This window comes from Streptomyces sp. NPDC029674 (assembly GCF_044903205.1).
Taxonomy (GTDB): Bacteria; Actinomycetota; Actinomycetes; order Streptomycetales; family Streptomycetaceae; genus Streptomyces.
The window spans coordinates 401,139-422,411 of the sequence record NZ_JBJDPY010000002.1; the positions used below are offsets into that span (position 1 = coordinate 401,139).

General features: G+C 70.3%; 18 protein-coding genes. 8 read left to right on the forward strand and 10 right to left on the reverse strand.

The genetic code is table 11. From position 1 onward, the window contains the following. Nucleotides 1-3: 3 nt before the first annotated feature. Together ACI2L3_RS05780 and pdhA are read right to left on the reverse strand one after the other, a co-directional pair. Nucleotides 4-984 (reverse strand): alpha-ketoacid dehydrogenase subunit beta, encoded by a 981-nt coding sequence (locus ACI2L3_RS05780; RefSeq protein ID WP_404751042.1) that lies wholly within the window; start codon nt 982-984, stop codon nt 4-6. A gap of 2 nt (nt 985-986) precedes the next feature. Then, complete coding sequence (gene pdhA, locus ACI2L3_RS05785; RefSeq protein ID WP_404751043.1) at nt 987-2,186, reverse strand: pyruvate dehydrogenase (acetyl-transferring) E1 component subunit alpha; 1,200 nt, start codon at nt 2,184-2,186, stop codon at nt 987-989. 381 nt (nt 2,187-2,567) lie between these two features. On the opposite strand from pdhA, the gene ACI2L3_RS05790 reads away from it, so the two are divergent. Together ACI2L3_RS05790 and ACI2L3_RS05795 are read left to right on the forward strand one after the other, a co-directional pair. Continuing rightward, entirely contained in the window at nt 2,568-3,230 is a 663-nt protein-coding gene (locus tag ACI2L3_RS05790) for a response regulator (protein WP_404751044.1), read from the forward strand. A gap of 78 nt (nt 3,231-3,308) precedes the next feature. Further along, the gene (locus tag ACI2L3_RS05795) at nt 3,309-3,731 is read left to right on the forward strand and encodes a pyridoxamine 5'-phosphate oxidase family protein (RefSeq protein WP_404751045.1); all 423 of its coding nucleotides are present in this window, start codon (nt 3,309-3,311) and stop codon (nt 3,729-3,731) included. Between the two features lie 26 nt (nt 3,732-3,757). On the opposite strand, the gene ACI2L3_RS05800 is transcribed toward ACI2L3_RS05795, so the two are convergent. After that, nucleotides 3,758-5,326, reverse strand: a complete 1,569-nt coding sequence (locus tag ACI2L3_RS05800; RefSeq protein ID WP_404751046.1) for a protein kinase — start codon at nt 5,324-5,326, stop codon at nt 3,758-3,760. 306 nt (nt 5,327-5,632) lie between these two features. Between ACI2L3_RS05800 and ACI2L3_RS05805 the strand changes: the two genes are divergently transcribed. Beyond that, on the forward strand, nt 5,633-7,291 hold the full coding sequence (locus ACI2L3_RS05805; RefSeq protein WP_404751047.1) for a protein kinase: 1,659 nt from the start codon (nt 5,633-5,635) through the stop codon (nt 7,289-7,291). 315 nt (nt 7,292-7,606) lie between these two features. Here ACI2L3_RS05805 and ACI2L3_RS05810 read toward each other — a convergent pair whose 3' ends face one another. After that, on the reverse strand, nt 7,607-7,837 hold the full coding sequence (locus ACI2L3_RS05810) for a hypothetical protein (RefSeq protein WP_362992703.1): 231 nt from the start codon (nt 7,835-7,837) through the stop codon (nt 7,607-7,609). Between the two features lie 443 nt (nt 7,838-8,280). Between ACI2L3_RS05810 and ACI2L3_RS05815 the strand changes: the two genes are divergently transcribed. From ACI2L3_RS05815 to ACI2L3_RS05825, 3 genes are all read left to right on the forward strand, one after another. Then, a complete protein-coding gene (locus tag ACI2L3_RS05815; RefSeq protein WP_404751048.1) occupies nt 8,281-10,404 on the forward strand; it encodes a type IIA DNA topoisomerase subunit B in 2,124 nt (707 codons plus the stop codon). Nucleotides 10,405-10,593: 189 nt separating this feature from the next. After that, on the forward strand, nt 10,594-11,139 hold the full coding sequence (locus ACI2L3_RS05820; protein ID WP_404751049.1) for a DUF485 domain-containing protein: 546 nt from the start codon (nt 10,594-10,596) through the stop codon (nt 11,137-11,139). Beyond that, nucleotides 11,136-12,728, forward strand: a complete 1,593-nt coding sequence (locus ACI2L3_RS05825; RefSeq protein ID WP_404751050.1) for a cation acetate symporter — start codon at nt 11,136-11,138, stop codon at nt 12,726-12,728. Before ACI2L3_RS05820 ends, ACI2L3_RS05825 begins: the two co-directional genes overlap by 4 nt. A gap of 48 nt (nt 12,729-12,776) precedes the next feature. Here the strand turns inward: ACI2L3_RS05825 and ACI2L3_RS05830 are convergent, their stop codons facing one another. The 4 genes from ACI2L3_RS05830 to ACI2L3_RS05845 are packed head-to-tail and all read right to left on the reverse strand — an operon-like array spanning nt 12,777 to nt 17,409. After that, entirely contained in the window at nt 12,777-13,454 is a 678-nt protein-coding gene (locus ACI2L3_RS05830) for a response regulator (protein WP_404751333.1), read from the reverse strand. A gap of 20 nt (nt 13,455-13,474) precedes the next feature. Beyond that, a complete protein-coding gene (locus tag ACI2L3_RS05835; protein WP_404751051.1) occupies nt 13,475-15,115 on the reverse strand; it encodes an ATP-binding protein in 1,641 nt (546 codons plus the stop codon). A gap of 28 nt (nt 15,116-15,143) precedes the next feature. After that, on the reverse strand, nt 15,144-16,124 hold the full coding sequence (locus ACI2L3_RS05840; protein WP_404751052.1) for a sucrase ferredoxin: 981 nt from the start codon (nt 16,122-16,124) through the stop codon (nt 15,144-15,146). Between the two features lie 10 nt (nt 16,125-16,134). Further along, nucleotides 16,135-17,409 (reverse strand): citrate synthase family protein, encoded by a 1,275-nt coding sequence (locus ACI2L3_RS05845; RefSeq protein WP_404751053.1) that lies wholly within the window; start codon nt 17,407-17,409, stop codon nt 16,135-16,137. A 120-nt stretch (nt 17,410-17,529) separates the two neighbouring features. On the opposite strand from ACI2L3_RS05845, the gene ACI2L3_RS05850 reads away from it, so the two are divergent. Next, nucleotides 17,530-18,720, forward strand: a complete 1,191-nt coding sequence (locus ACI2L3_RS05850) for a citrate synthase/methylcitrate synthase (RefSeq protein WP_404751054.1) — start codon at nt 17,530-17,532, stop codon at nt 18,718-18,720. A gap of 71 nt (nt 18,721-18,791) precedes the next feature. Here ACI2L3_RS05850 and ACI2L3_RS05855 read toward each other — a convergent pair whose 3' ends face one another. Both ACI2L3_RS05855 and ACI2L3_RS05860 read right to left on the reverse strand, forming a co-directional pair. Beyond that, entirely contained in the window at nt 18,792-19,031 is a 240-nt protein-coding gene (locus ACI2L3_RS05855; RefSeq protein WP_404751055.1) for a hypothetical protein, read from the reverse strand. A gap of 291 nt (nt 19,032-19,322) precedes the next feature. After that, complete coding sequence (locus ACI2L3_RS05860) at nt 19,323-19,877, reverse strand: DUF6082 family protein (protein WP_404751056.1); 555 nt, start codon at nt 19,875-19,877, stop codon at nt 19,323-19,325. Nucleotides 19,878-20,205: 328 nt separating this feature from the next. Here ACI2L3_RS05860 and ACI2L3_RS05865 point away from each other — a divergent pair, with 328 nt between their 5' ends. After that, the gene (locus ACI2L3_RS05865; protein WP_404751057.1) at nt 20,206-21,267 is read left to right on the forward strand and encodes a CobW family GTP-binding protein; all 1,062 of its coding nucleotides are present in this window, start codon (nt 20,206-20,208) and stop codon (nt 21,265-21,267) included. Nucleotides 21,268-21,273 lie beyond the last annotated feature (6 nt).

Here is a 21,273-nt window from a genome sequence, read left to right on the forward strand (position 1 = left end):
CCCTCAGTACGCCAGCGAGCGGTCGACTGCGTCGAGCACCCGGTCGAGGCCCGGCAGGTACTCCTCCTCGAGGCGCGCCGGCGGGTACGGGGCGTGGTAGCCGCCGACCCGCAGCACGGGCGCCTCCAGGTGGTAGAAGCACCGCTCGGTGATGCGCGCCGCGATCTCCGCGCCCGTGCCCAGGAAGACCGGGGCCTCGTGCACGACGACCAGCCGCCGCGTCTTCTCGACCGACGCCTGCACGGTGTCGAAGTCGATCGGCGACATGGAGCGCAGGTCGACGACCTCCAGGGACTTGCCCTCCTCCTCGGCGGCCGCGGCCGCCTCCAGGCAGACCTTGACCATCGGGCCGTACGCGGCGAGCGTGAGGTCGCTGCCCTCGCGGGCGACGACGGCCTTGTGCAGGGGCCCCGGGATGGCGTCCTTGTCGACCTCGCTCTTGTCCCAGTACCGCCGCTTCGGCTCGAAGAAGATCACCGGGTCGTCGCTCTGGATGGCCTGCTGCATCATCCAGTAGGCATCCGCCGAATTCGACGGAGAGACCACCTTCAGGCCCGCCACGTGCGCGAAGAGCGCCTCGGGGGACTCGCTGTGGTGCTCGACCGCGCCGATTCCGCCGCCGTACGGAATGCGGATGACGACCGGCATCTTGATCTTGCCGAGCGCTCGGGCGTGCATCTTCGCGAGCTGCGTGACGATCTGGTCGTACGCCGGGAAGACGAATCCGTCGAACTGGATCTCCACCACCGGGCGGTACCCGCGCAGCGCGAGGCCGATGGCCGTGCCGACGATGCCGGACTCGGCGAGCGGGGTGTCGATGACCCGGTCCTCGCCGAAGTCCTTCTGCAGCCCGTCCGTGACGCGGAAGACGCCGCCGAGCTTGCCGACGTCCTCACCCATGATGAGGACCTTGGGGTCGTTCTCCAGCGCGGTGCGCAGCGATTCGTTGATCGCCTTGGCGATGGGAAGCTTCTGGACAGCCATGGTCACTTGCCCTCCCCGCCCGCGGGGGCGTCCGCGAACGACGCCTGGTAGGCGGCGAACTGGGCGCGCTCCTCGTCCACGAGCGCGTGCCCGTCCGCGTAGACGTTCTCGAAGATCGCCATCAGATCCGGATCCGGCATCGCCCGCACCACCTCTCGCACTCGCTTGCCCAACGCTTCGCTCTCGTCGTCGAGTTCCGCGAAAAATCCCTCATCCGCGTGACCTTCGGACTCCAGGTAGGCCCGCAGCCGCAGAATCGGGTCCTTGGCCTCCCAGGCCACCCGCTCGTCGTCGTTGCGGTACTTGCTCGGGTCGTCGGACGTGGTGTGCGCGCCCATGCGGTACGTGAACGCCTCGATGAGCGCAGGGCCCTCACCCGCACGCGCCCGCTCCAGCGCCCACTTGGTGACCGCGAGACAGGCCAGCACGTCGTTGCCGTCGACCCGCACACCGGGGAAGCCGTAGCCCTGCGCGCGCTGGTAGAGCGGCACCCGGGTCTGCTTCTCGGTGGGCTCGGAGATCGCCCACTGGTTGTTCTGGCAGAAGAACACGACCGGGGCGTTGTAGACCGCGGAGAAGGTGAACGATTCGGCCACGTCGCCCTGGCTGGAGGCGCCGTCCCCGAAGTACGCGATCACGGCCGAGTCCGCGCCGTCCTTGGCCACGCCCATCGCGTAGCCGGTGGCGTGCAGGGTCTGCGAGCCGATGACGATCGTGTACAGGTGGAAGTTGTTGCCGTTCGGGTCCCAGCCGCCGTTGTTCACGCCGCGGAACATGCCGAGCAGGTTCGTCGGGTCGACGCCGCGGCACCAGGCGACACCGTGCTCGCGGTACGTGGGGAACACGTAGTCGTCGTCACGGGTGGCCCGTCCCGAGCCGATCTGGGCGGCCTCCTGGCCGAGCAGCGAGGCCCACAGGCCGAGCTCGCCCTGGCGCTGGAGGGCCGTGGCCTCGGCGTCGAAGCGGCGGGTGAGGACCATGTCGCGGTAGAGGCCGCGCAGCTCCTCGGCGGTGATGTCCGCGACGTACGCGTCGTACACCGCGTTCTTCGCGTTCTTGACCCGCTTGCCCTCGGGCGTCAGCAGTTGTACGAGCTCGGGCTCGGTGCTTTTCTGCGGCGCGGACTTCTTGGCGCTTGCGCGCTTGGCGCCGCTCGTACTGCTGCGGCGCGGTTTGCGCGCGGCGGTGCTCTCCACGGTCACGTGTGCTCCTCCGTCGGTCCGGCCCCCGGGATTACCGGGAAAACCAGTGCGGCTCGCCTGGTCCGTGCCCGCGCACGGGGTGTGTGCGGCTCGGCCGGGAACAGGCGTGACAGGTGCCCCGGCGAGCGCCCTGCACAAAGCACGTTACCCAGTGCCTCCCATTTCTGTGAAACCCCATCTGACCTGCGAATTTACTCGGAAATCCAAGTACCTGAATGCTCGGATTTCCGAGTACACGGAGAAAAGGGGGAACACTTACTGGTCACAGCACTGATCACAGCCTGGCAGGGGGCCGGAACACCGGCACGTTATCCCGGCCACCCCGGGCATTGGAAGGGTTCCGCCCGGGCATGCGAAGAGATCGTGTGTGAGACTGGCTCCGTGCGCGAACAGGGAAAAATTACGGTATTTCTCCTCGACGATCACGAGGTGGTCCGGCGAGGAGTCCATGAGCTGCTCTCCGTGGAGTCCGACATCGAGGTCGTCGGCGAGGCGGGTACCGCGGCAGACGCCCTGGTCAGGATCCCGGCGACCCGGCCGGACGTGGCCGTGCTCGACGTGCGCCTGCCGGACGGCAGCGGGGTCGAGGTGTGCCGTGAGATCCGTTCGCAGAACGAGGACATCCACTGCCTGATGCTCACCTCGTTCGCCGACGACGAGGCACTCTTCGACGCGATCATGGCCGGTGCCTCCGGATATGTCCTCAAGGCCATCCGCGGCAATGAGCTCCTCACCGCCGTACGCGACGTGGCCGCCGGCAAGTCCCTGCTCGACCCCGTCGCCACGGCCCGGGTCCTGGAGCGGCTGCGCGACGGCAACAACGCCAAGGGCGACGACCGGCTCGCCAACCTCACCGACCAGGAGCGGAAGATCCTCGACCTGATCGGCGAGGGCCTGACCAACCGCGTGATCGGCGAGCGCCTGCACCTCGCCGAAAAGACGATCAAGAACTACGTCTCCAGCCTGCTGTCCAAGCTGGGCATGGAGCGACGCTCGCAGGCCGCGGCGTACGTGGCGCGCATGCAGGCGGAGAAGCAGCACTAGGAGCAGGGACTTACGTCCTCTTTTCATGGGGCCGGGGTCCCCTTTTCCGACGCCCCGGCCATGAACCAAGGTGGGAACATGCCCACCGACGAACAGCTCGCCCTCGAACTGCTCAGCCGCACCGACTACGGCCGAGTGGCGACGAGCATGCGCGCGCTGCCCTTCCTCGCGGCGTCACGGCACATCGTGGTGGACCAGAAGGTCCTGCTCCGCATGCACAAGGGCGCCGGCTACCACCAGGCGTGCGTCGGCAGCGTCGTCGCGTACGGCGCGGACAACCTCAATGTGACGACCGCGCTCGACCTGCGCTGGACCGTGCAGCTCATCGGCCTCTGCGAGGCGGTCGAGCCGACCACGGCGGAGCTCGAGCTCTTCGGCCGCGGGCCGCGCTTCGTGGACGGCGAACTCTTCGACCCGGTCTACCTGCGCGTCAAGCCGCAGTTCTGCACGGTCCACACCCTGCGGGCGGGCGAGGACCGTCACCTGCAGCACGCGCTGTAGGCCGCGACGCGCCCCTCAGGGAGGGGTCAGAGACCGCCGCCCCCGTTGTCGCCCCCGCCGTTCTCGGCGCCCTCGGGGTCACCGCCCGGGTCCTCCGTCGGATCCGTGGGCGTGGTCGGGTCCGTGGTCGGCTCGGTCGGGTCCTGCGTGGGCGTCGTCGGATCCTGGGTCGGCGTCGTCGGATCGTCGCTCGGCTCCGTCGGACCGTTCGTCGGATACGTCGGGTTCGTCGGCCGGTTCGTCGGCGGGTCGTAGTCCGTCTCGCCGCCGGTGCCGGTGCCCGGGTCCTCCGTCTCGTCCGCCGTCTCGTCGTCCGCGCTCTTGCTCGGCTCCTTCGACTGCGACTGCTTCGTCGCGGGAGGCTTCGGCGGGTTCTTCTTCCCCTTGTCGTCGGTCGCGCTCAGCGCGAAGGCGACGCCCACCGCGATCGCGATGACCGCGAGCACGGCGAAGAGCCACATCTTGCCGCGGCCGCCCCTGCCGCCGCGCGGCCCGCCGTCGAAGCCGCCGTCGTCGCCCGGCGGACGCAGCATGGGGCTCGGGATCTGCGCGGTCCCGGAGTCCGGGTGCGCCATCGCGCTGGTGCCGGCGACGCCCATGGCCGAGGTGCCGCCGCCCTCGTGCATGGCGACGGGCCCGGTGTTCCAGGTGCCCGTGTGGCTGCCCTGCTCGTTCAGCATCTGCAGCCCGTACTGGACGAGGCCGCGCATCTCCTCCGCGGTCTGGAACCGGTCGTCCGGGTCCTTGGCGAGGGAGCGCATGACGAGCCCGTCCAGCTCCGGCGGCGCCGCGTCCGAGACCTCGGACGGCGGCACGGCCTGGTCCTGGACGTGCTGGTAAACCACGGAGAGCGGCGTCTCACCGGTGAACGGGGGCCGCAGCGCGAGCAGTTCGTAGAGGAGGCAGCCCGTCGCGTACAGGTCGGACCGGTGGTCGACGGCCTTGCCGAGCGCCTGCTCGGGCGACAGGTACTGGGGCGTGCCCATGACCATGCCGGTCTGCGTCATCGTCGACTGCGCGCCGTGCAGGGCGCGCGCGATGCCGAAGTCCATCACCTTCACCGCGCCGCTGTGGGTGATGATCACGTTGGCGGGCTTGATGTCGCGGTGCACGATGCCGTGCTGGTGCGAATACGCCAGCGCCTCGAGCACGCCCGACACGATGATCAGGGCCTGCTCCGGACCCGGCGCCTCCGCGTTGAGCAGGAGATCGCGGATCGTCCGGCCCTCGACGATCTCCATGACGATGTACGGGACGACGCTCGGCCCGACGACGTCTTCACCGGAGTCGTACACCGCGACCACAGCGTGGTGGTTGAGACCCGCGACGGACTGCGCCTCACGCGTGAAACGGGCCTTGGAGACCGGGTCCTCGGCGAGGTCGGAGCGGAGCAGCTTGACCGCGACCGTACGCCCGAGGCGCACGTCCTCGGCCGCGAAGACCTCGGCCATGCCGCCCCGGCCGAGTCTGTGCGTCAGCCGGTACCGGCCATCGCCCACGAGCCCGCCGTTGCCCCACAATTCAGGCGCGTCTGACATACCGCCGCCAGTCGCCTCGGGGTCGGACGGGCCCTGAGCGCGCTGCGTCTGTGCCATCAGTCCTCGCCGTCGTTTCTGGTCGTGGTACTTGGTACTGAGTACGTCGCGGTACGGGGTACTCCGACGGGCCACGCTACAGCCTTCGCGCCACCCGCCGGTTCGAGGTGGACCGGACATCAAAGCCGTCCCGGGGTCCCGTGCGCAAACTTGTAACGCTTCCGAGACGCTTCTTGCGCGTACGGTCACGGAACGGGCACCGAGCTTGACGCGTCATCGTCCTGGGGCAGACTTGGCCTGGAATAGCGGTAATCGATCACCAGCCGCGGAGCCGTCCGGCGGCCGCGCCAATGGGGGACGCACGAGATGAGCAGCCAGGACGGCGCACAGGGGCGGTACGCGGGTCGTTCGCTGGCCGGTGGCCGCTACCAACTGCGTGATCTGCTCGGCGAGGGCGGCATGGCGTCGGTGCACCTCGCCTACGACACCGTGCTCGACCGCCAGGTCGCGATCAAGACACTGCACACCGAGCTCGGCCGCGAACAGTCCTTCCGCGAGCGGTTCCGCCGTGAGGCCCAGTCGGTGGCGAAGCTCACTCACACGAACATCGTGTCGGTCTTCGACACCGGCGAGGACGACCTTGACGGCGCGACGATGCCGTACATCGTCATGGAGTACGTCGAGGGCCAGCCGCTCGGCTCCGTGCTCGACACGTCCGTCACGCAGTTCGGCGCGATGCCCACCGACCAGGCGCTGAAGATCACCGCCGATGTGCTGGCCGCCCTGGAGATCAGCCACGAGATGGGCCTGGTCCACCGCGACATCAAGCCCGGCAACGTGATGATGACGAAGCGCAACGTCGTCAAGGTCATGGACTTCGGCATCGCCCGCGCCATGCAGTCCGGCGTCACCTCCATGACGCAGACCGGCATGGTCGTCGGCACCCCGCAGTACCTCTCCCCGGAGCAGGCGCTCGGCCGCGGCGTCGACGCGCGCTCCGACCTGTACTCCGTCGGCATCATGCTGTTCCAGCTGACCACCGGACGGCTGCCGTTCGAGGCGGACTCGCCGCTGGCCATCGCGTACGCGCACGTGCAGGAGGAGCCGGTCGCCCCCTCCTCGATCAACCGTTCGCTGCCGCCCGCGGTCGACGCGATCGTCGCCCGTGCGCTGAAGAAGAACCCGAACGAGCGTTTCCCGACCGCCGAGGCCATGCGCGACGAGTGCCTGCGCGTCGCCCAGTCCTTGCAGGCTGCTCCTTCTCAGGCTCCCAGCATCGTGCCGGGCGCGCAGACGGCGAGCGGCGCGGGCGTCGGCTCGGCGGTCTTCCCGCCGGTCGACGCGTCGATGCCGCAGCAGTCGGGCGGCGTCCAGACGCCGTACCAGCCGGGTCCGGCGCCGGGCCCCTACGGCCCGTCGACCCCGGCGCCCACGCCCACGCCGGGTTACGGCTACCCGCAGCAGGGCGGCTACCAGACCCCGCCGCCCGCCAACGCGTACGCGCCGCAGCAGGGGGCGCACACCCCGCCGCCGTACAACCTCTCGCCGCAGCCGGCCACGACGGCGTCCCCGTCGTCCCCGGGAGGCGGCAAGCGCAAGAACATGCCGGTGATCGTCGGCTCGATCGTCGTCGCGCTTCTCGCCGTCGGAGGCCTGATCACCGCGCTGTCGCTGAGCGGCGGTGACGACGGCGGCAAGGAAGCCGGCGGCGACAAGTCGAAGCAGCCGGTGGCGGGGCACAAGGGCCCCAACCGGAACATGACGATGGAGACCGACGAGTGCAGCGAGCCCGAGGTGGGCTACAACGACGAGGAAAAGATCAAGGTCCCGGACTTCACGTTCAAGGACTGGAAGTCCGTCCTCTCGTGCCTGCAGGCGGCCGGCTGGAGCTACGACAAGCGCAAGATCAATGAGAACGCCTACGGCGAGGACACGGTCATGCGGCAGACCCCGAAGGAAGGCACGGAGGTCGACCCGAAGGGCCTGGAGATCCAGTTCGACGTCTCGACGGGCAACCCGGCCTAGCGGTTCTCTTTTTCTACGCCGAGAGGCTACGCCGAGGGGGGGGGGGGGGGGGGGGGGGGGGGGGCCGGGGGGGGGGGGGGGGGGGGGGGGGGGGGCGGGGGGGGGGGGGGGGGTGGGGGGGGGGGGGGGGGTGGGGGGGGGGGGGGGGGGGGGGGGGGGGGGGGGGGGGCGCGGGGGGGGGCGCCCGGCCGGGGGGGGGGGGGGGCGGCCCCCCCGCGGCCGGGCGGGGGGGCCCCCCCGGGGGGGGGGGGGCGGCCCCCCCCGCCCGTTCACCGGCCTGGTGTGCCGGAGCTGGCTCGTCGTGGATGCGAGGTGTCAGCGTTCCTCTTCGGTGCTGCTGTCGGGAACGGCGGTCAGTCGCTCCGTCTCATCCTGTATCTCAGCGGCGATCTTCTTGAGTTCCGGCTCGAACTTGCGTCCGTGGTGGGCGCAGAAGAGCAGTTCACCGCCGCTCAACAGGACGACGCGCAGGTATGCCTGGGCGCCGCAGCGGTCGCAGCGATCAGCGGCCGTCAGGGGGCTCGCGGGGGTCAGAACAGTAGTCACGTCGCCTCTTCTCTAGCTCGACGAGCTGTCGTACCAGGGTCAACATCCAACCAGGCCGAAAACGTTCCCGCTCGTGGCTTTTCCTCGAATGTTTCTTTCCGAGGAGGTTGTCCGTTGCCGGTTGGCGGCGAATGTGCCGTATTGCGTCTCTTACGTGTCTTACGGTTTCGCGCTGTCTGTCAGGGTCAGATCCTCCCCGGCTGGCTTGCCGGTTGTTCATGAGGACGTGCCCGGAGCCTAAATGGTTCATGCCTCGAAGGGAACGTGACGTGCGCTTCACTCCATCGAGGGATCGAACAGGTATGCGAGTCTGGACTAGTCTGAGTTGAGACGAGGGTGGCGTGACAACGGCTCTACCAGGCCTCGGTACCCTCGGACCGGCAACCGAAGCCGCGTCCTTACCCCAAAGGACTCCCCTTGAAATTCAGCGAGGAGCGAACCGCGTGACCGCCGAGACGTCCGTGCCGTCCACAGCATTGCTGACAGGAGCAGACCGGGACGGTTCCAACTACACCGCGCGGCACCTGCTCGTCCTGGAGGGGCTCGAGGCGGTCCGCAAGCGTCCGGGCATGTACATCGGGTCGACGGACAGCCGAGGCCTGATGCACTGCCTCTGGGAGATCATCGACAACTCCGTCGACGAGGCCCTGGGCGGGTACTGCGACCACATCGAGGTCATCCTCCACGACGACGCCTCCGTAGAGGTCCGGGACAACGGGCGAGGCATCCCGGTCGACGTCGAGCCCAAGACGGGACTCTCCGGAGTCGAGGTCGTCATGACCAAGCTGCACGCGGGCGGAAAGTTCGGCGGTGGTTCGTACGCCGCCTCCGGCGGTCTGCACGGCGTGGGCGCCTCCGTGGTGAACGCGCTCTCCGCGCGCCTCGACGTCGAGGTCGACCGCGCCGGCCACACCCACGCGATCAGCTTCCGGCGCGGCGTCCCCGGGGCTTTCGCCAAGCAGGGGGCCGACGCGCCCTTCGATCCGTCGGCCAAGCTGCGCAAGACCAAGAAGGTCCCGAAGAACCGCCAGGGCACCCGGATCCGCTACTGGGCCGACCGCCAGATCTTCCTCAAGGACGCCAAGCTCTCCCTGGAGAACCTGCACCAGCGGGCCCGGCAGACCGCGTTCCTGGTGCCGGGGCTCACCATCATCGTGCGGGACGAGTTCGGTCTGGGCGAGGGCGGCACGAAGGGTGAGGAATCCTTCCGCTTCGACGGCGGCATCAGCGAGTTCTGCGAGTACCTCGCGCAGGACAAGGCGGTCTGCGACGTGCTCCGGTTCTCCGGCCAGGGCAGCTTCAAGGAGACCGTCCCCGTGCTGGACGAGCACGGCCAGATGACGCCGACCGAGGTCACCCGCGAGCTCGGCGTGGACGTGGCGATGCGCTGGGGCACCGGCTACGACACGACGGTCAAGTCGTTCGTCAACATCATCGCCACCCCCAAGGGCGGCACCCACGTCAGCGGCTTCGAGCGCTCGCTGACCAAGACGATGAACGAGGCGATGCGCGCCCAGAAGGTGCTCCGTGTCGCCGAGGACGACATCGTCAAGGACGACGCCCTGGAGGGGCTCACGGCGGTCGTCACCGTACGTCTGGCGGAGCCGCAGTTCGAAGGCCAGACCAAGGAGGTGCTCGGCACCTCCGCGGCCAACCGCATCGTCGCCAATGTGATCGCCAAGGAGCTGAAGGCGTTCCTGACGTCGACCAAGCGCGACGCGAAGGCGCAGGCCCGCGCGGTCATGGACAAGGCGGTCGCGGCTGCCCGGACGCGGATCGCGGCGCGTCAGCACAAGGACGCCCAGCGGCGCAAGACCGCCCTGGAGTCCTCGTCGCTGCCCGCGAAGCTGGCGGACTGCCGCAGCGACGACGTGGAGCGCAGCGAGCTCTTCATCGTCGAGGGCGACTCCGCGCTCGGCACCGCGAAGCTGGCGCGGAACTCCGAGTTCCAGGCGTTGCTGCCGATCCGGGGCAAGATCCTCAACGTTCAGAAGGCGTCCGTGACGGACATGCTGAAGAACGCGGAGTGCGGGGCGATCATCCAGGTCATAGGAGCCGGGTCGGGCCGGACCTTCGACATCGACGCGGCGCGCTACGGAAAGATCATCCTGCTCGTGGACGCCGATGTCGACGGCGCGCACATCCGGATCCTGCTGCTGACGCTGTTCCAGCGCTACATGCGGCCCATGGTCGAGGCGGGCCGGGTGTTCGCGGCGGTGCCGCCGCTGCACCGCATCGAGCTCAGCCAGCCGAAGAAGGGCCAGGACAAGTACATCTACACGTACTCGGACCGCGAGCTGCGGGAGACGCTGCTCGAGCTGCAGCGCAAGAACGTGCGCTACAAGGACTCCATCCAGCGGTACAAGGGTCTGGGCGAGATGGACGCCGACCAGCTGGCCGAGACGACGATGGACCCGCGGTTCCGGACCCTGCGCCGTATCAACATCTCCGATCTGGACTCGGCCGAGCAGGTCTTCGACCTCCTGATGGGCAACGACGTCGCGCCCCGCAAGGAGTTCATCACCAGCTCCGCGGCGACGCTCGACCGCTCGCGCATCGACGCGTAGGCGCGAGTACCTCATAGCGGACACCTCATAGGGGGCCGTGCTCTCCACTCACGGGTGGAGAGCACGGCCCCCCTACGAGGTGCCTTCACCTGATGGGGTGAAGAGCGCTGGTAGGAGAGTCAGGGATCTTCCCGTTCTGTCCATCCTTGGGCACGTGGCCGAACAGGGCCGCGGGCTAAGGAGAGTTCGGTGGAGAAGCACGACGGGCCCGATGTGGCGCCGGGCCGGGCCGATGCCGGCCGGGACCGGTCCGGAGATCTGAGCGATCCCTGGTACGACGCGTTCGCGTCCGGCTGGGGAGAGCCTGCCGGTACGGGAGCGCCGGCTTCCGTGGTGGCGCCGCGCGCTGCGCCCGCCCGGCAGCGGAGCGCGCGCCCGGCCGACATCTACCTGGAAGTACAGCGCAGCGACGCCTTTCAGGAAGTCCGCGGCAGGTACCGGCGGTTCGTGGTACCGGCCTCCGTCTTCTTCTTCACCTGGTACGTGGCGTACGTGGTGGCCGCGACGGCGGCGCCCGGCCTGATGGCACACCCCGTCGCCGGAGCCGTGAACGTGGGGATGCTGGCGGGGCTCGGGCAGTTCCTCACGACCTTCCTGCTGACCTGGGCGTACGCGCGACACGCGAGGCTGCGGCGGGACCGGGCGGCACTCGATCTGCGCTGGTCCGTCTTCGAGCAGGAGCGGGAGCAGCGGCGGGAGCCGGCCGTGGCGGGGGAGCAGAGGGCCGAGCGATGACAGGTGATCACCAGGGCCTGGCGCTCCTGCTGTTCGGCGTTTTCGTGGCCGTCACCCTCGCGATCACTACCTGGGCGAGCCGCAACCGGCGTGGCACGGCGGAGGAGTTCTACGCGGGCGGGCGGCTCTTCTCCCCCATGGAGAACGGTTTCGCCATCGCCGGTGACTACATGTCGGCCGCCTCCTTCCTCGGCATCTCCGGCCTGATCGCCCTCTTCGGATACGACGGGCTGCTCTACTCGGTGGGCTTCCTCGTCGCCTGGCTGGTCGTGCTGTTCCTCGTGGCCGAACTGGTGCGCAACTGCGGCCGGTTCACGCTCGGGGACGTCGTCGCCGCGCGGATGCGGGAGCGCCCGGTGCGGATCGCCGCGGGAACGTCCTCGGTGACCGTGTCCGTTCTCTACCTGGTGGCGCAGATGGTGGGGGCGGGCTCACTGGTGGCGCTGCTGCTCGGCGAGACGAGCGGGGCGGCGCAGACCTGGACGGTCATCGGCGTCGGCGCGCTCATGGTGATCTACGTGTCGTTCGGAGGGATGAGGGCCACCACCTGGATCCAGATCGTCAAGTCGGTCCTCCTGATGGCCGGGGCGATCGCGCTGACCGTGCTCGTCCTGGTGCGCTTCCACGGGGACTTCGACCAACTGCTGCGGACCGCCGCGGACCGGAGCGGCCACGGCGACCGGTTCCTCGCCCCCGGTTTGAAGTACGGCGGCGACTGGACCGCGCGCCTCGACTTCATCAGCCTCGGACTCGCGCTCGTGCTCGGCACCGCCGGGCTGCCGCACATCCTGTCCCGCTTCTACACCGTGCCGACCGCGCGGGCCGCCCGCCGTTCGGTCATCTGGTCCATCGGTCTCATCGGCAGCTTCTACCTGATGACGATCGTGCTCGGCTTCGGCGCGGCGGCCATCGTGGGATCGGACGCGGTGCGCGGTTCGAACGCCGCGGGCAACACGGCGGTTCCGCTCCTCGCGCTCGACCTGGGCGGCGGTGCCCACTCCACAGGGGGAACGGTTCTGTTCGCGATCGTCGCCGCCATCGCCTTCGCCACGATCCTCGCCGTGGTCGCCGGCATCACCCTCGCCTCCTCGGCGTCCGTCGCCCACGACCTGTACGCGTCCCTGCGGCGCCGGAACGCGAAGCCGCGCAGCGAGGTGGCGGTCGCCCGCCTCGCCGCGGCGGGGATCGGCGTGGTCGCCATCGGCCTCGGCCTGCTGGCCCGCGACCTCAACGTCGCGTTCCTGGTCGGCCTCGCATTCGCTGTCGCCGCCTCCGCCAACCTGCCGGTGCTGCTCTACTCCCTGTTCTGGCGGAACTTCACCACGCGCGGTGCGGTGTGGTCGGTGTACGGGGGACTGCTGCCCGCACTCGCGCTGGTGATCCTGTCGCCCGTGGTCTCCGGAGGGCCCGGCTCCCTGGTCCCCGGGGTGGACTTCCAGTACTTCCCCCTGGAGAACCCGGGCCTCGTCTCCATCCCGCTGGGCTTCCTCGCGGGCTGGCTCGGCACGATGACCTCGCGTGAGGCGGCCGACGAGGCCAAGCACGCGGAGACGGAGGTGCGGTCGCTCACCGGTGCGGGAGCGGCGTAACGATTCCCCCGCGACGCGGAGTTCCGTCGCTCCTGCGGCTCCGGACGCTCAGACGCTGGCCGCCCACTCGTAGCGGTGCTCCGGGCGGCCCGTGTCACCGTACTTGAGGCTGAGCCTGACCCGGCCCGTGCGCTCCAGAAGCTTCAGATAGCGCTGTGCCGTCTGCCGGCTCAACCGGGTGCGGTCCGCCAGCTCCTGGGCCGAGAGCGGCCCTTCAGCGGCCATCAGGGCCCGCCGCACCAGCTCCGCCGTGGTGGGGGAGTGGCCCTTGGGCAGTTCGGGCGCCGGAGTCGCCGAGAGGGCGCCGAAGATGCGGTCGACCTCGGCCTGCTCCGCCTCGCCGCCGCCGTCCAGAGTGCGGCGCAGCGTCGCGTACGCGTCGAGCTTGGCGCGAAGGCCCGCATAGGAGAACGGCTTGACCAGGTACTGGAGTGCGCCGTGCCGCATCGCCGCCTGCACCGTGGCGACGTCGCGTGCGGCGGTCACCATGATCACGTCGGTCTGGTGGCCGCGCTCACGCAGACTGCGTACGACCGAGAGACCCGTGTCGTCCGGCAGATAGTGGTCCAGCAGCACCAGATCGACGGGGACGTCCTCGACGAGGCGCAGGGCCTCGGCGGCGTTGTGGGCCTTCGCCGCCACCCGGAAGCCGGGGATCTTCGCCACGTAGGCGGCGTTGACGTCCGCGACGCGGACGTCGTCGTCCACGACGAGAACCTCGATCATCCCGTTGATCAATCCCTCGATCATCGTGCCTCCTCCGGGGCGGCGAGTTCGGGGCGTGTGAGCGCCTCGGGCAGGACGACGGTGAACTCCGCGCCCCCGTCCGCCGCTTCGCCGACCCGTACGCTGCCGCCCTGCCGCTCGGCGAGCCTGCGGACCAGTGCGAGGCCGATGCCGCGCTTGCCGTGAGCCGGGGGCTCCTTGGTGGTCCACCCCTCGGTGAAGATCGTCTCGTGCTGCTCGGCGGGGACTCCCGGGCCGGAATCGGAGACCTGGAGGACCACGGTTCGTCCCTCGGTCCGCACATCGACCTCCACGCGCGCGTGGCGGGTGCCCGCGGCGGCGTCGAGCGCGTTGTCGACGAGGTTGCCGACGATGGTGACGAGCCCGCCCGGGTCGACGAGCCGGTCCGGCAGAGCGGTCTCGCGCGGCACGGAGAGCGCGACGCCCCGCTCGGCGGCGACCGTGGCCTTGCCCACCAGCAGCGCCGCGAGCAGCGGATCGTGGATCTTCTCGGTGATCTGCTCGGCGGTCACCCGGTGCGCACCCGCCACCTCGCCGACGAACTCCGCCGCCTCCTCGTACATCTCCAGTTCGAGCAGGCCGAGGAGGGTGTGCATGCGGTTGGCGTGTTCGTGGTCCTGGGCGCGCAGGGCGTCGATGAGGCCGCGGGTGGAGTCGAGCTCGCGGCCGAGCTGCTCCAGCTCCGTGCGGTCGCGCAGGGTGGCGACGGCGCCCCCGTCGTCGGTGGGCATGCGGTTGGCGACCAGGACACGCTGCCCGCGCACCGTCAGCAGGTCGGTGCCGGTGACCCGGCCGGCGAGCACGTCGGTCGTACGACCCGGGCCGAACGCCTCGTCGAGCGACTGCCCGATCACTTCCGTGCCGAGGCCGAGGAGACGCTGCGCCTCGTCGTTGAGCAGCCGGATCCGGCCGGCGCGGTCCAGGGCGACGACGCCCTCACGGATGCCGTGCAGCATCGCCTCGCGCTCCGCGAGCAGGGCGGAGATGTCCGAGAAGGCCAGATCACGGGTCTGCCGCTGCACCCTGCGGGAGATCAGATACGCCGCCAGCGCGCCGACGGCGAGCGCCCCGCCCGCGTAGGCGAGCAGCCCAGGGATCGCCTGGACCAGGCGGGCCCGCACACTGTCGTACTCGATGCCTACGGAGACGGCACCCACGATGTCCCCGTGCGTGTCCCGCAGCGCCACCTTGCCCCGGGCGGAGCGCCCGAGAGTGCCGTCGTCGATCTCCATGACGTCGCGGCCCGCGAGAGCGTCGCTCGGGTCCGTCGAGACGACCTTGCCGATCTGGGCGCGGTCGGTGTGGGACCAGCGCACACCGTCCTTGTTCATGATCACGACGTACTCGGCGCCGCTGGCCCGCCGGATCCGTTCGGCGGCCGCCTGGACCGGCCCGTCGGCCGTGGGCCGTGAGGCCGACAGCTCCTCGGCGATCTGCGGCTGGGCGGCCGTCGTCTGGGCGATGGCGAGCGCGCGGCGCATCGCCTGGTCGTCGAGCTGGTCGCTCAGCGGTGCGAGGAAGAGGCCGGTGGCGAGGACCGCGACCCCGGCGGCGATGGCCAGCTGCATCAGCAGCACCTGCGAGAACACACGCCGCGGCAGACCGAGGCGGAGGCGTCGCGCAGGGGAGGTCGGGCTCATGTGTACGAACGGTACGGCCGCGAGCGGGCTACTCCGAAGTCAGTGTGGCGGGGATCTCGTACCCGGGCCCGTCGGGGCCCTCGGGGAACGCGCGGATCGCCACCACGTCCATCCGCGCGGGCGACGCGAGAGCCGCGCCGCAGCTCTCCGGGCGGGGCGGCAGCGAAGCACCCTGCGCGACGGTGACCTGCCACCGGCGGCCGTCGGTGTGGGCGACGGTCACCTCCCGACGCGGGCCCGTGCCGTCGGTGGCGACGACGCTGAGCGTTCCGGCCGCGCCCTCTCCCGTCGCCGTGCGCACCGCCAGTTCGGCGGCCTGCCCGGGCCGGTCCCAGGCCGAACTGCCCCGGCAGCCCTGGGCGACGACGTGCCCAGTGCGCGCCGCCTCGAGGACCTCCTTGACGGCCGGCACGTCCATCCGCCCGTACGCGTATCCGTGGGGCAGCACGAGCAGCGTCGGCGAGAACCGATGACCACCCAGATGAGTGATCTCCCAAACGCCTTCTTCCCCTGCGGCGGTGAGTGCGGCGGCGAGCGGCCTGCCGAGCAGGGCACAACAGCGGTCACGCTTGCCGTTCGTGCAGACGAACGCGAGCGGGGCGCCGGCGTGCGGGGTCCCGAAGCCACCGTGGTCGCCCGCGCCGAGGGCCGCGAAGTCGAGGTCCAGCAGTTGCCGCGGGTCGTCGAGCACGGCGCCGTGCAGCCAGGTGCGACCGGGGACGGTGTGCCCCAGGTACACCTGGTACCGGGCCTCCGGGTGCTGGTCCGGGTGCTGGTCCGGGTGACGGCCCGGATGGCGTCCGGGGCGGCGGATGAGGGCGACGCGCACGCCGGTTCCCTCGGCGGCCTTCTCCAGGGCGCGGCCCACGTCCGGGTCGAGGTGGCTGGACGTCAGCGCCTTGGCGCCCCAGGGGCCCGGCTGTTCCAGCAGGAGCCATGTCCTGGCGGTGGCGGCGGTCCCCGCGAGAGGCTCGGCCAGATCCCGCGAAGCGGTCGCGCACGTACTCACGCAGGTGAGCCTAACCTGCCCCCATCTCGGCTCGTTCGACCCAAGGCATCGGCTGTGGCGGGCGCAGCCCCACGTACTGGCCGCTGGGACGCATGCGCATCGGCCGCTCCTCGTACTCCTCCAGGGCGTGCGCGATCCAGCCCGCCGTGCGCGCCACCGCGAAGATCGTCTCGCCCGCCTCCGCGGGCATGCCGGAGGAGGCCGTGAAGACGGCCAGCGCGAGATCGACATTGGCGCGCAGGTCGGTGTGGCGGGCGGTGGTGGCCACCACGTCGCGGGCCGCCGCGAGGGCGGGCCCCGCCTTCGGCATCACTTCCAGGAGAGCGAAGAGCGCCTGCGCGCGCGGGTCCTCTCCCGCGTAGAGGCGGTGGCCGAGGCCGGGAACGCGGCGGCCGGCGCGGAGTTCGTCGGCGACCACGGGGCTCGCGCTGCCCCGGTCGAGCACGTCGAGCAGCATGCGGTGGGCGAGGCCGCTCGCCGCGCCGTGCAGGGGGCCCTCCAGGACGCCGAGCCCCGCCGACACCGCGGCGTAGGGATGGGCCCGCGCCGAGGCCGCGACCCTGACGGCGAGCGTCGAAGCGGCCAGGTCGTGGTCGACGAGCAGCGCGAGCGCCGTGTCCAGGGCGCGCAGTGCGGCCTCGTCGGGCTTCGTGCCGGTCAGCCGGGCCCACAGGCGGCGGGCCAGGGGGCCCTCGTCGCGGTGGCCGGGCAGGACCGGCGGGAGCGCGGCCACGAGGGTGGGGATGAGGGTGCGCGCGGTGCCGATGACCGCCTCTTCGGAGAGGTCGAAGCGGAGGGGGTCGGCGGCCGCGGCGGAGATGGCGGCGACGCGGAGCCGGTCGGTCGGTCCGCTGTGCTCGGGCAGCGCGTTGACGGCGCGACGGGCCGCGGCGGCCGTCTCCTCGGGGGCGGTGAAGGTGATGCCGGGGCGCAGGACACCGGTCCACAGCCACTCGGCGACCTCTTCGTAGGAGTGGTTCAGGGCGAGCTCGGCGGCGTCGACGCCGCGGTAGTAGTAGCGGTCCTCGTCGATGAGCGTGATGCGGGTGCGCACGGAGAGTTCGTTGCCCGTGGTGGGCGAGGCGGGCTCCCGCCTGTTCCTGCGGGCCAGCGCCTCGACCTCCTTGGCGTCGAACGTGCTGCCCCGCGCCCCCGGGCCGCGGCGGCTGCTCAACTGGCCGCGGCTCACGTACGCGTACACGGTCTCGGGCTTCACGCCGAGCAGCTCGGCGGCTTCCTTGGTAGTGAGCCGCCGGCCTTCGTACGCGGTTCCTTGATCCGTCATAGGCGTCACCGTATCCGCATCTCGACGCATGTATACGTACATTGATCCAATCAATATTGACGGAACGCCAATCAAGCATGGACAGTCGGAACAAGTCCAGGGAGGAAGTCGAGGAACACCATGCCGATCAATGGCTCCGCCACCACCCCCGCCGAGCCCGTAGAGGTCCCACGAGGACTCGCGGGCGTCGTCGTCACCGAGACCGAAGTCGGAGACGTCAGGGGATACGAGGGCTTCTACCACTACCGCCAGTACTCGGCCGTCGAGCTCGCCCGGAGCCGCAGCTTCGAGGACGTATGGCACCTGATGTTCCACGGCGAGCTGCCGGACGCCGGGCAGAGCACCGCCTTCGCCGCGCACACGGCCTCGCTGCGCCACCTGCCCATGGAGGTGAGCGCCGCACTGCCCGCCGTGGCCCGCGCCAGCGTGCTGTCGGGCCCGCTCTCCGGACTGCGCACCGCCCTGTCGCTCTTCGGGGCGTCGAAGGGCTTCCGCCCGGTGTACGACATCGACGACGAGCGGCGCCGCGCGGACGCCCTGGCCGCTTCCGCCGTGGTGCCGACCCTGCTCGCCGCGCTGCACCGGCTCGGCCAGGGCCTCGAACCGGTCGAACCCCGGGACGATCTGTCGTACGCCGCCAACTACCTCTACATGATCACCGGTGCGGAGCCGGACGCGGCCCGCGCCCGGGCGATCGAGCAGTACTTGATCTCAACGATTGACCACGGCTTCAACGCGTCCACGTTCACCGCCCGCGTCATCACCTCGACCGGCGCGGACGTGGCGGCCTGCCTGGTGGGCGCGGTCGGTGCGCTGTCGGGCCCCCTGCACGGCGGTGCGCCCAGCCGGGCACTCGACACCCTCGACGCGATCGGCACCCCCGACCGCATCGACGGCTGGGTCCGTGAGCGCGTCCTCGCGGGGGACCGCATCATGGGCTTCGGCCACCCCGTCTACCGCACGGAGGACCCGCGTTCGCGGATGCTGCGGGGCATCGCCGAGCAGTTCGGCGGCGACCTGGTGGAGTTCGCCGTCGAGGTCGAGCGGCACGTCGAGGCGATCCTGGCGGAGCTGAAGCCGGGGCGTGAGCTGCACACGAACGTGGAGTTCTACGCGGGAGTGGTCATGGAGCTGTGCGGGCTGCCCCGCGAGATGTTCACGCCCACGTTCGCTTCGGCGCGCGTGGTCGGCTGGAGCGCCAACATCCTGGAGCAGGCGCGGGATTCGAAGATCATTCGGCCGGCGGCGCGCTATGTGGGGATGGCTCCTCCGGTACCGGTTCCTCCGGCGCCGGTTCCCGCGCGCGGCTGACCGGGATCACTCCAGGGTGCGGGCGCCCCGAGAGCGTCGGCACCCTGGGTGTGGAGGAGGGGCGCCGACCGTCAGGCGTCGGGAATGTCGGCCTTGGCCCGGATGAGAGTCTCACGGGAGATCGTGACGATGCGCTCGTAGTCGGCGCGCGAGGCGTCCGTGGGGAGAGTGGCGTCCAGTGTGGCTGTGACGTCGGTGCCGATGACAGCGAAACTTCCGTCGGACAGTTCGAAGATGTCCGGGCAGTTCTGGCCTGTCGCGCAGCCTCGAGCGCGAGGAGACGCCCCGATCCGACGGATGATCTGGCTCACTGTCGTTTCCCTTTGATCTCGCGACCGACGCGTTTTGCCGCACCGTGAGACCCGGGTCCGGAAGGGCTCGCAGACAAACGGGCGGAACACCGGCGCTCTTGTGGTGGTGAAGTCCCGCGCGGATGAACGCGCGTGAATCTGGCGTTCACCGTCTGGCACTGCAGAACGTCACAGTGCCGAATTTGGTTACGGGCGGTGTCCGCGACACGGCCGGGACGTCTGTGCGTTCGCCCATGTGGACTCATATGGATTGAGGTGGATCCAGGTGGACTCGGATGGACCGAGGTGGACTCACGCGGGCTCCGGCGGCGGTGGCTCGCCCACCACCCACCACTCGTCGATGTCCGCCTCCTCCAACTGACGTAGGAGATCGTCGACCAACAGGCCCAGCTGTGCCTCCTCCGTGGCACCGTCCAGTGTCGCGCGGTGAGGTTGGGTCGCGTGCCAGTACTCCCGGACGATGGGGTTCTGGAGCATGCCGCGGGCGTAACCGTAGAACTGCTCCCTGGTGAAGTTCCCGATGCGGTAGTTGAGCACCATGTTGGTGTACATGGCGTTGGCGTAGAGGTACTGCCGTTGCCGCTTGGCGGAGACGCCCTCTCCGTAGGCGTCGAGCACCTCGGCGAGGTCCGCGTCGTCCATGGCCTTGCTCAGCAGCTCCCAGTGCAACCGCTGCTGGCAGGTGAGGTTCGTGTGGCGCTGGGCTCGCGCTGTCCGCTCCAAGCACTTGAGCCGCTCGTCGAGCGCGTCGATGGCGCGTCGCTGCGCGGCCGTGGTGGCGACGGCCCCCGCGGCGATGCCGAGCCCTGCTGTGACAACGCAGCGCAGCATTTCTGCCGCGTGCATCTTTGTGAACATGTCAACCCCCGATTCGGGCGACCGTCCGCCGGTCGTCGGATGCGGGTCGACAGGGAGCGGACCGGCGAGCGGTGGGCGGTGCGCTTGCCGTCTCCCAGACTGCCGAGCGGCTCTGATCGGCGGGGAGGTGGCACGGCGGCGCACGGGGGGCAGAAGCGGTCGTGCGTCCCGGCGCCGTGCCTAACGTGTGCCCCGCGAGCGCCGCTAACAATCGTTCACTTCGCGGCCCGGCCACGCGTGCCTATCCTGGGCCGGTCTTCATTCGTCGTACGGGATCCGCCGCGGTCCGTACCAGCGTCGGCACGAGAGGTCCGCGTTGAACAAGCAGCAGATTCCGGTCGTCGTCCTCGCCGGGTTCCTGGGCTCGGGCAAGACGACCCTGCTCAACCATCTGCTGCACCGCAGCGGCGGCAGCCGGATCGGGGCGATCGTCAACGACTTCGGTTCGATCGAGATCGACGCCATGTCGGTCGCGGGCCGGCTCGGCGACTCGACCGTCTCCCTCGGCAACGGGTGTCTGTGCTGCGCCGTGGACGCCAGTGAGCTCGACGAGTACCTGGAGCGGCTCGCCCGGCCCGCCGCCGGGATCGACGTCATCGTCATCGAGGCGAGCGGACTCGCCGAGCCGCAGGAGCTCGTGAAGATGCTCCTCGCCAGCGAGAACCCGCACATCGTCTACGGAGGGCTCGTCGAGGTCGTCGACGCCGCCGAGTTCGACGCCACCAGGGAGCGGCATCCCGAGGTGGACCGGCACCTGGGCATCGCCGATCTCGTCGTGGTCAACAAGACCGACCGCGTGCCCGCCGAGGAGCGTGAGCGCGTCCTCGATGTCGTGCGTGGGCTCGCGGGTCGCGCGGCCGTCGCCGCCGCCTCCTACGGCCGCGTCGACGTCGAGCTGTTCTTCGACCGCGCGCCGGTGGGGGAGCGGATCGGGCAGCTCTCGTTCGACGATCTGCGGGACCACGAAGCGGACGGCGAGCACCACGACCACATGCACTCCGCCTACGAAAGCCTCGCCTTCACCTCCGAAGTGCCCATGGGCCCGCGCCCCTTGATGGCCCTGCTCGACAGCAGGCCCGAAGGGCTCTACCGCATCAAGGGGTACGTCGATTTCGGCGCCGCCGACCCGCGCAACCGGTACGAGGTGCACGCCGTGGGGCGGTTCCTGCGCTTCTACCCGGAGCCGTGGGGCCCGGACGAGCCGCGGCTGACCCAGCTCGTGCTGATCGGGTCGCACATCGACGTACCGGCCCTGGAGAAGGAGCTGGCGGCCTGTCGCGAGTACGCCCCACAGGCCGATGAACGGGCCATGTGGGGCGTACTGCGGTACGTCCAAGAGGTCCAGGAGCCGGATGAGGAGCCGGCCGAAGAGGTCTAGCCGCGG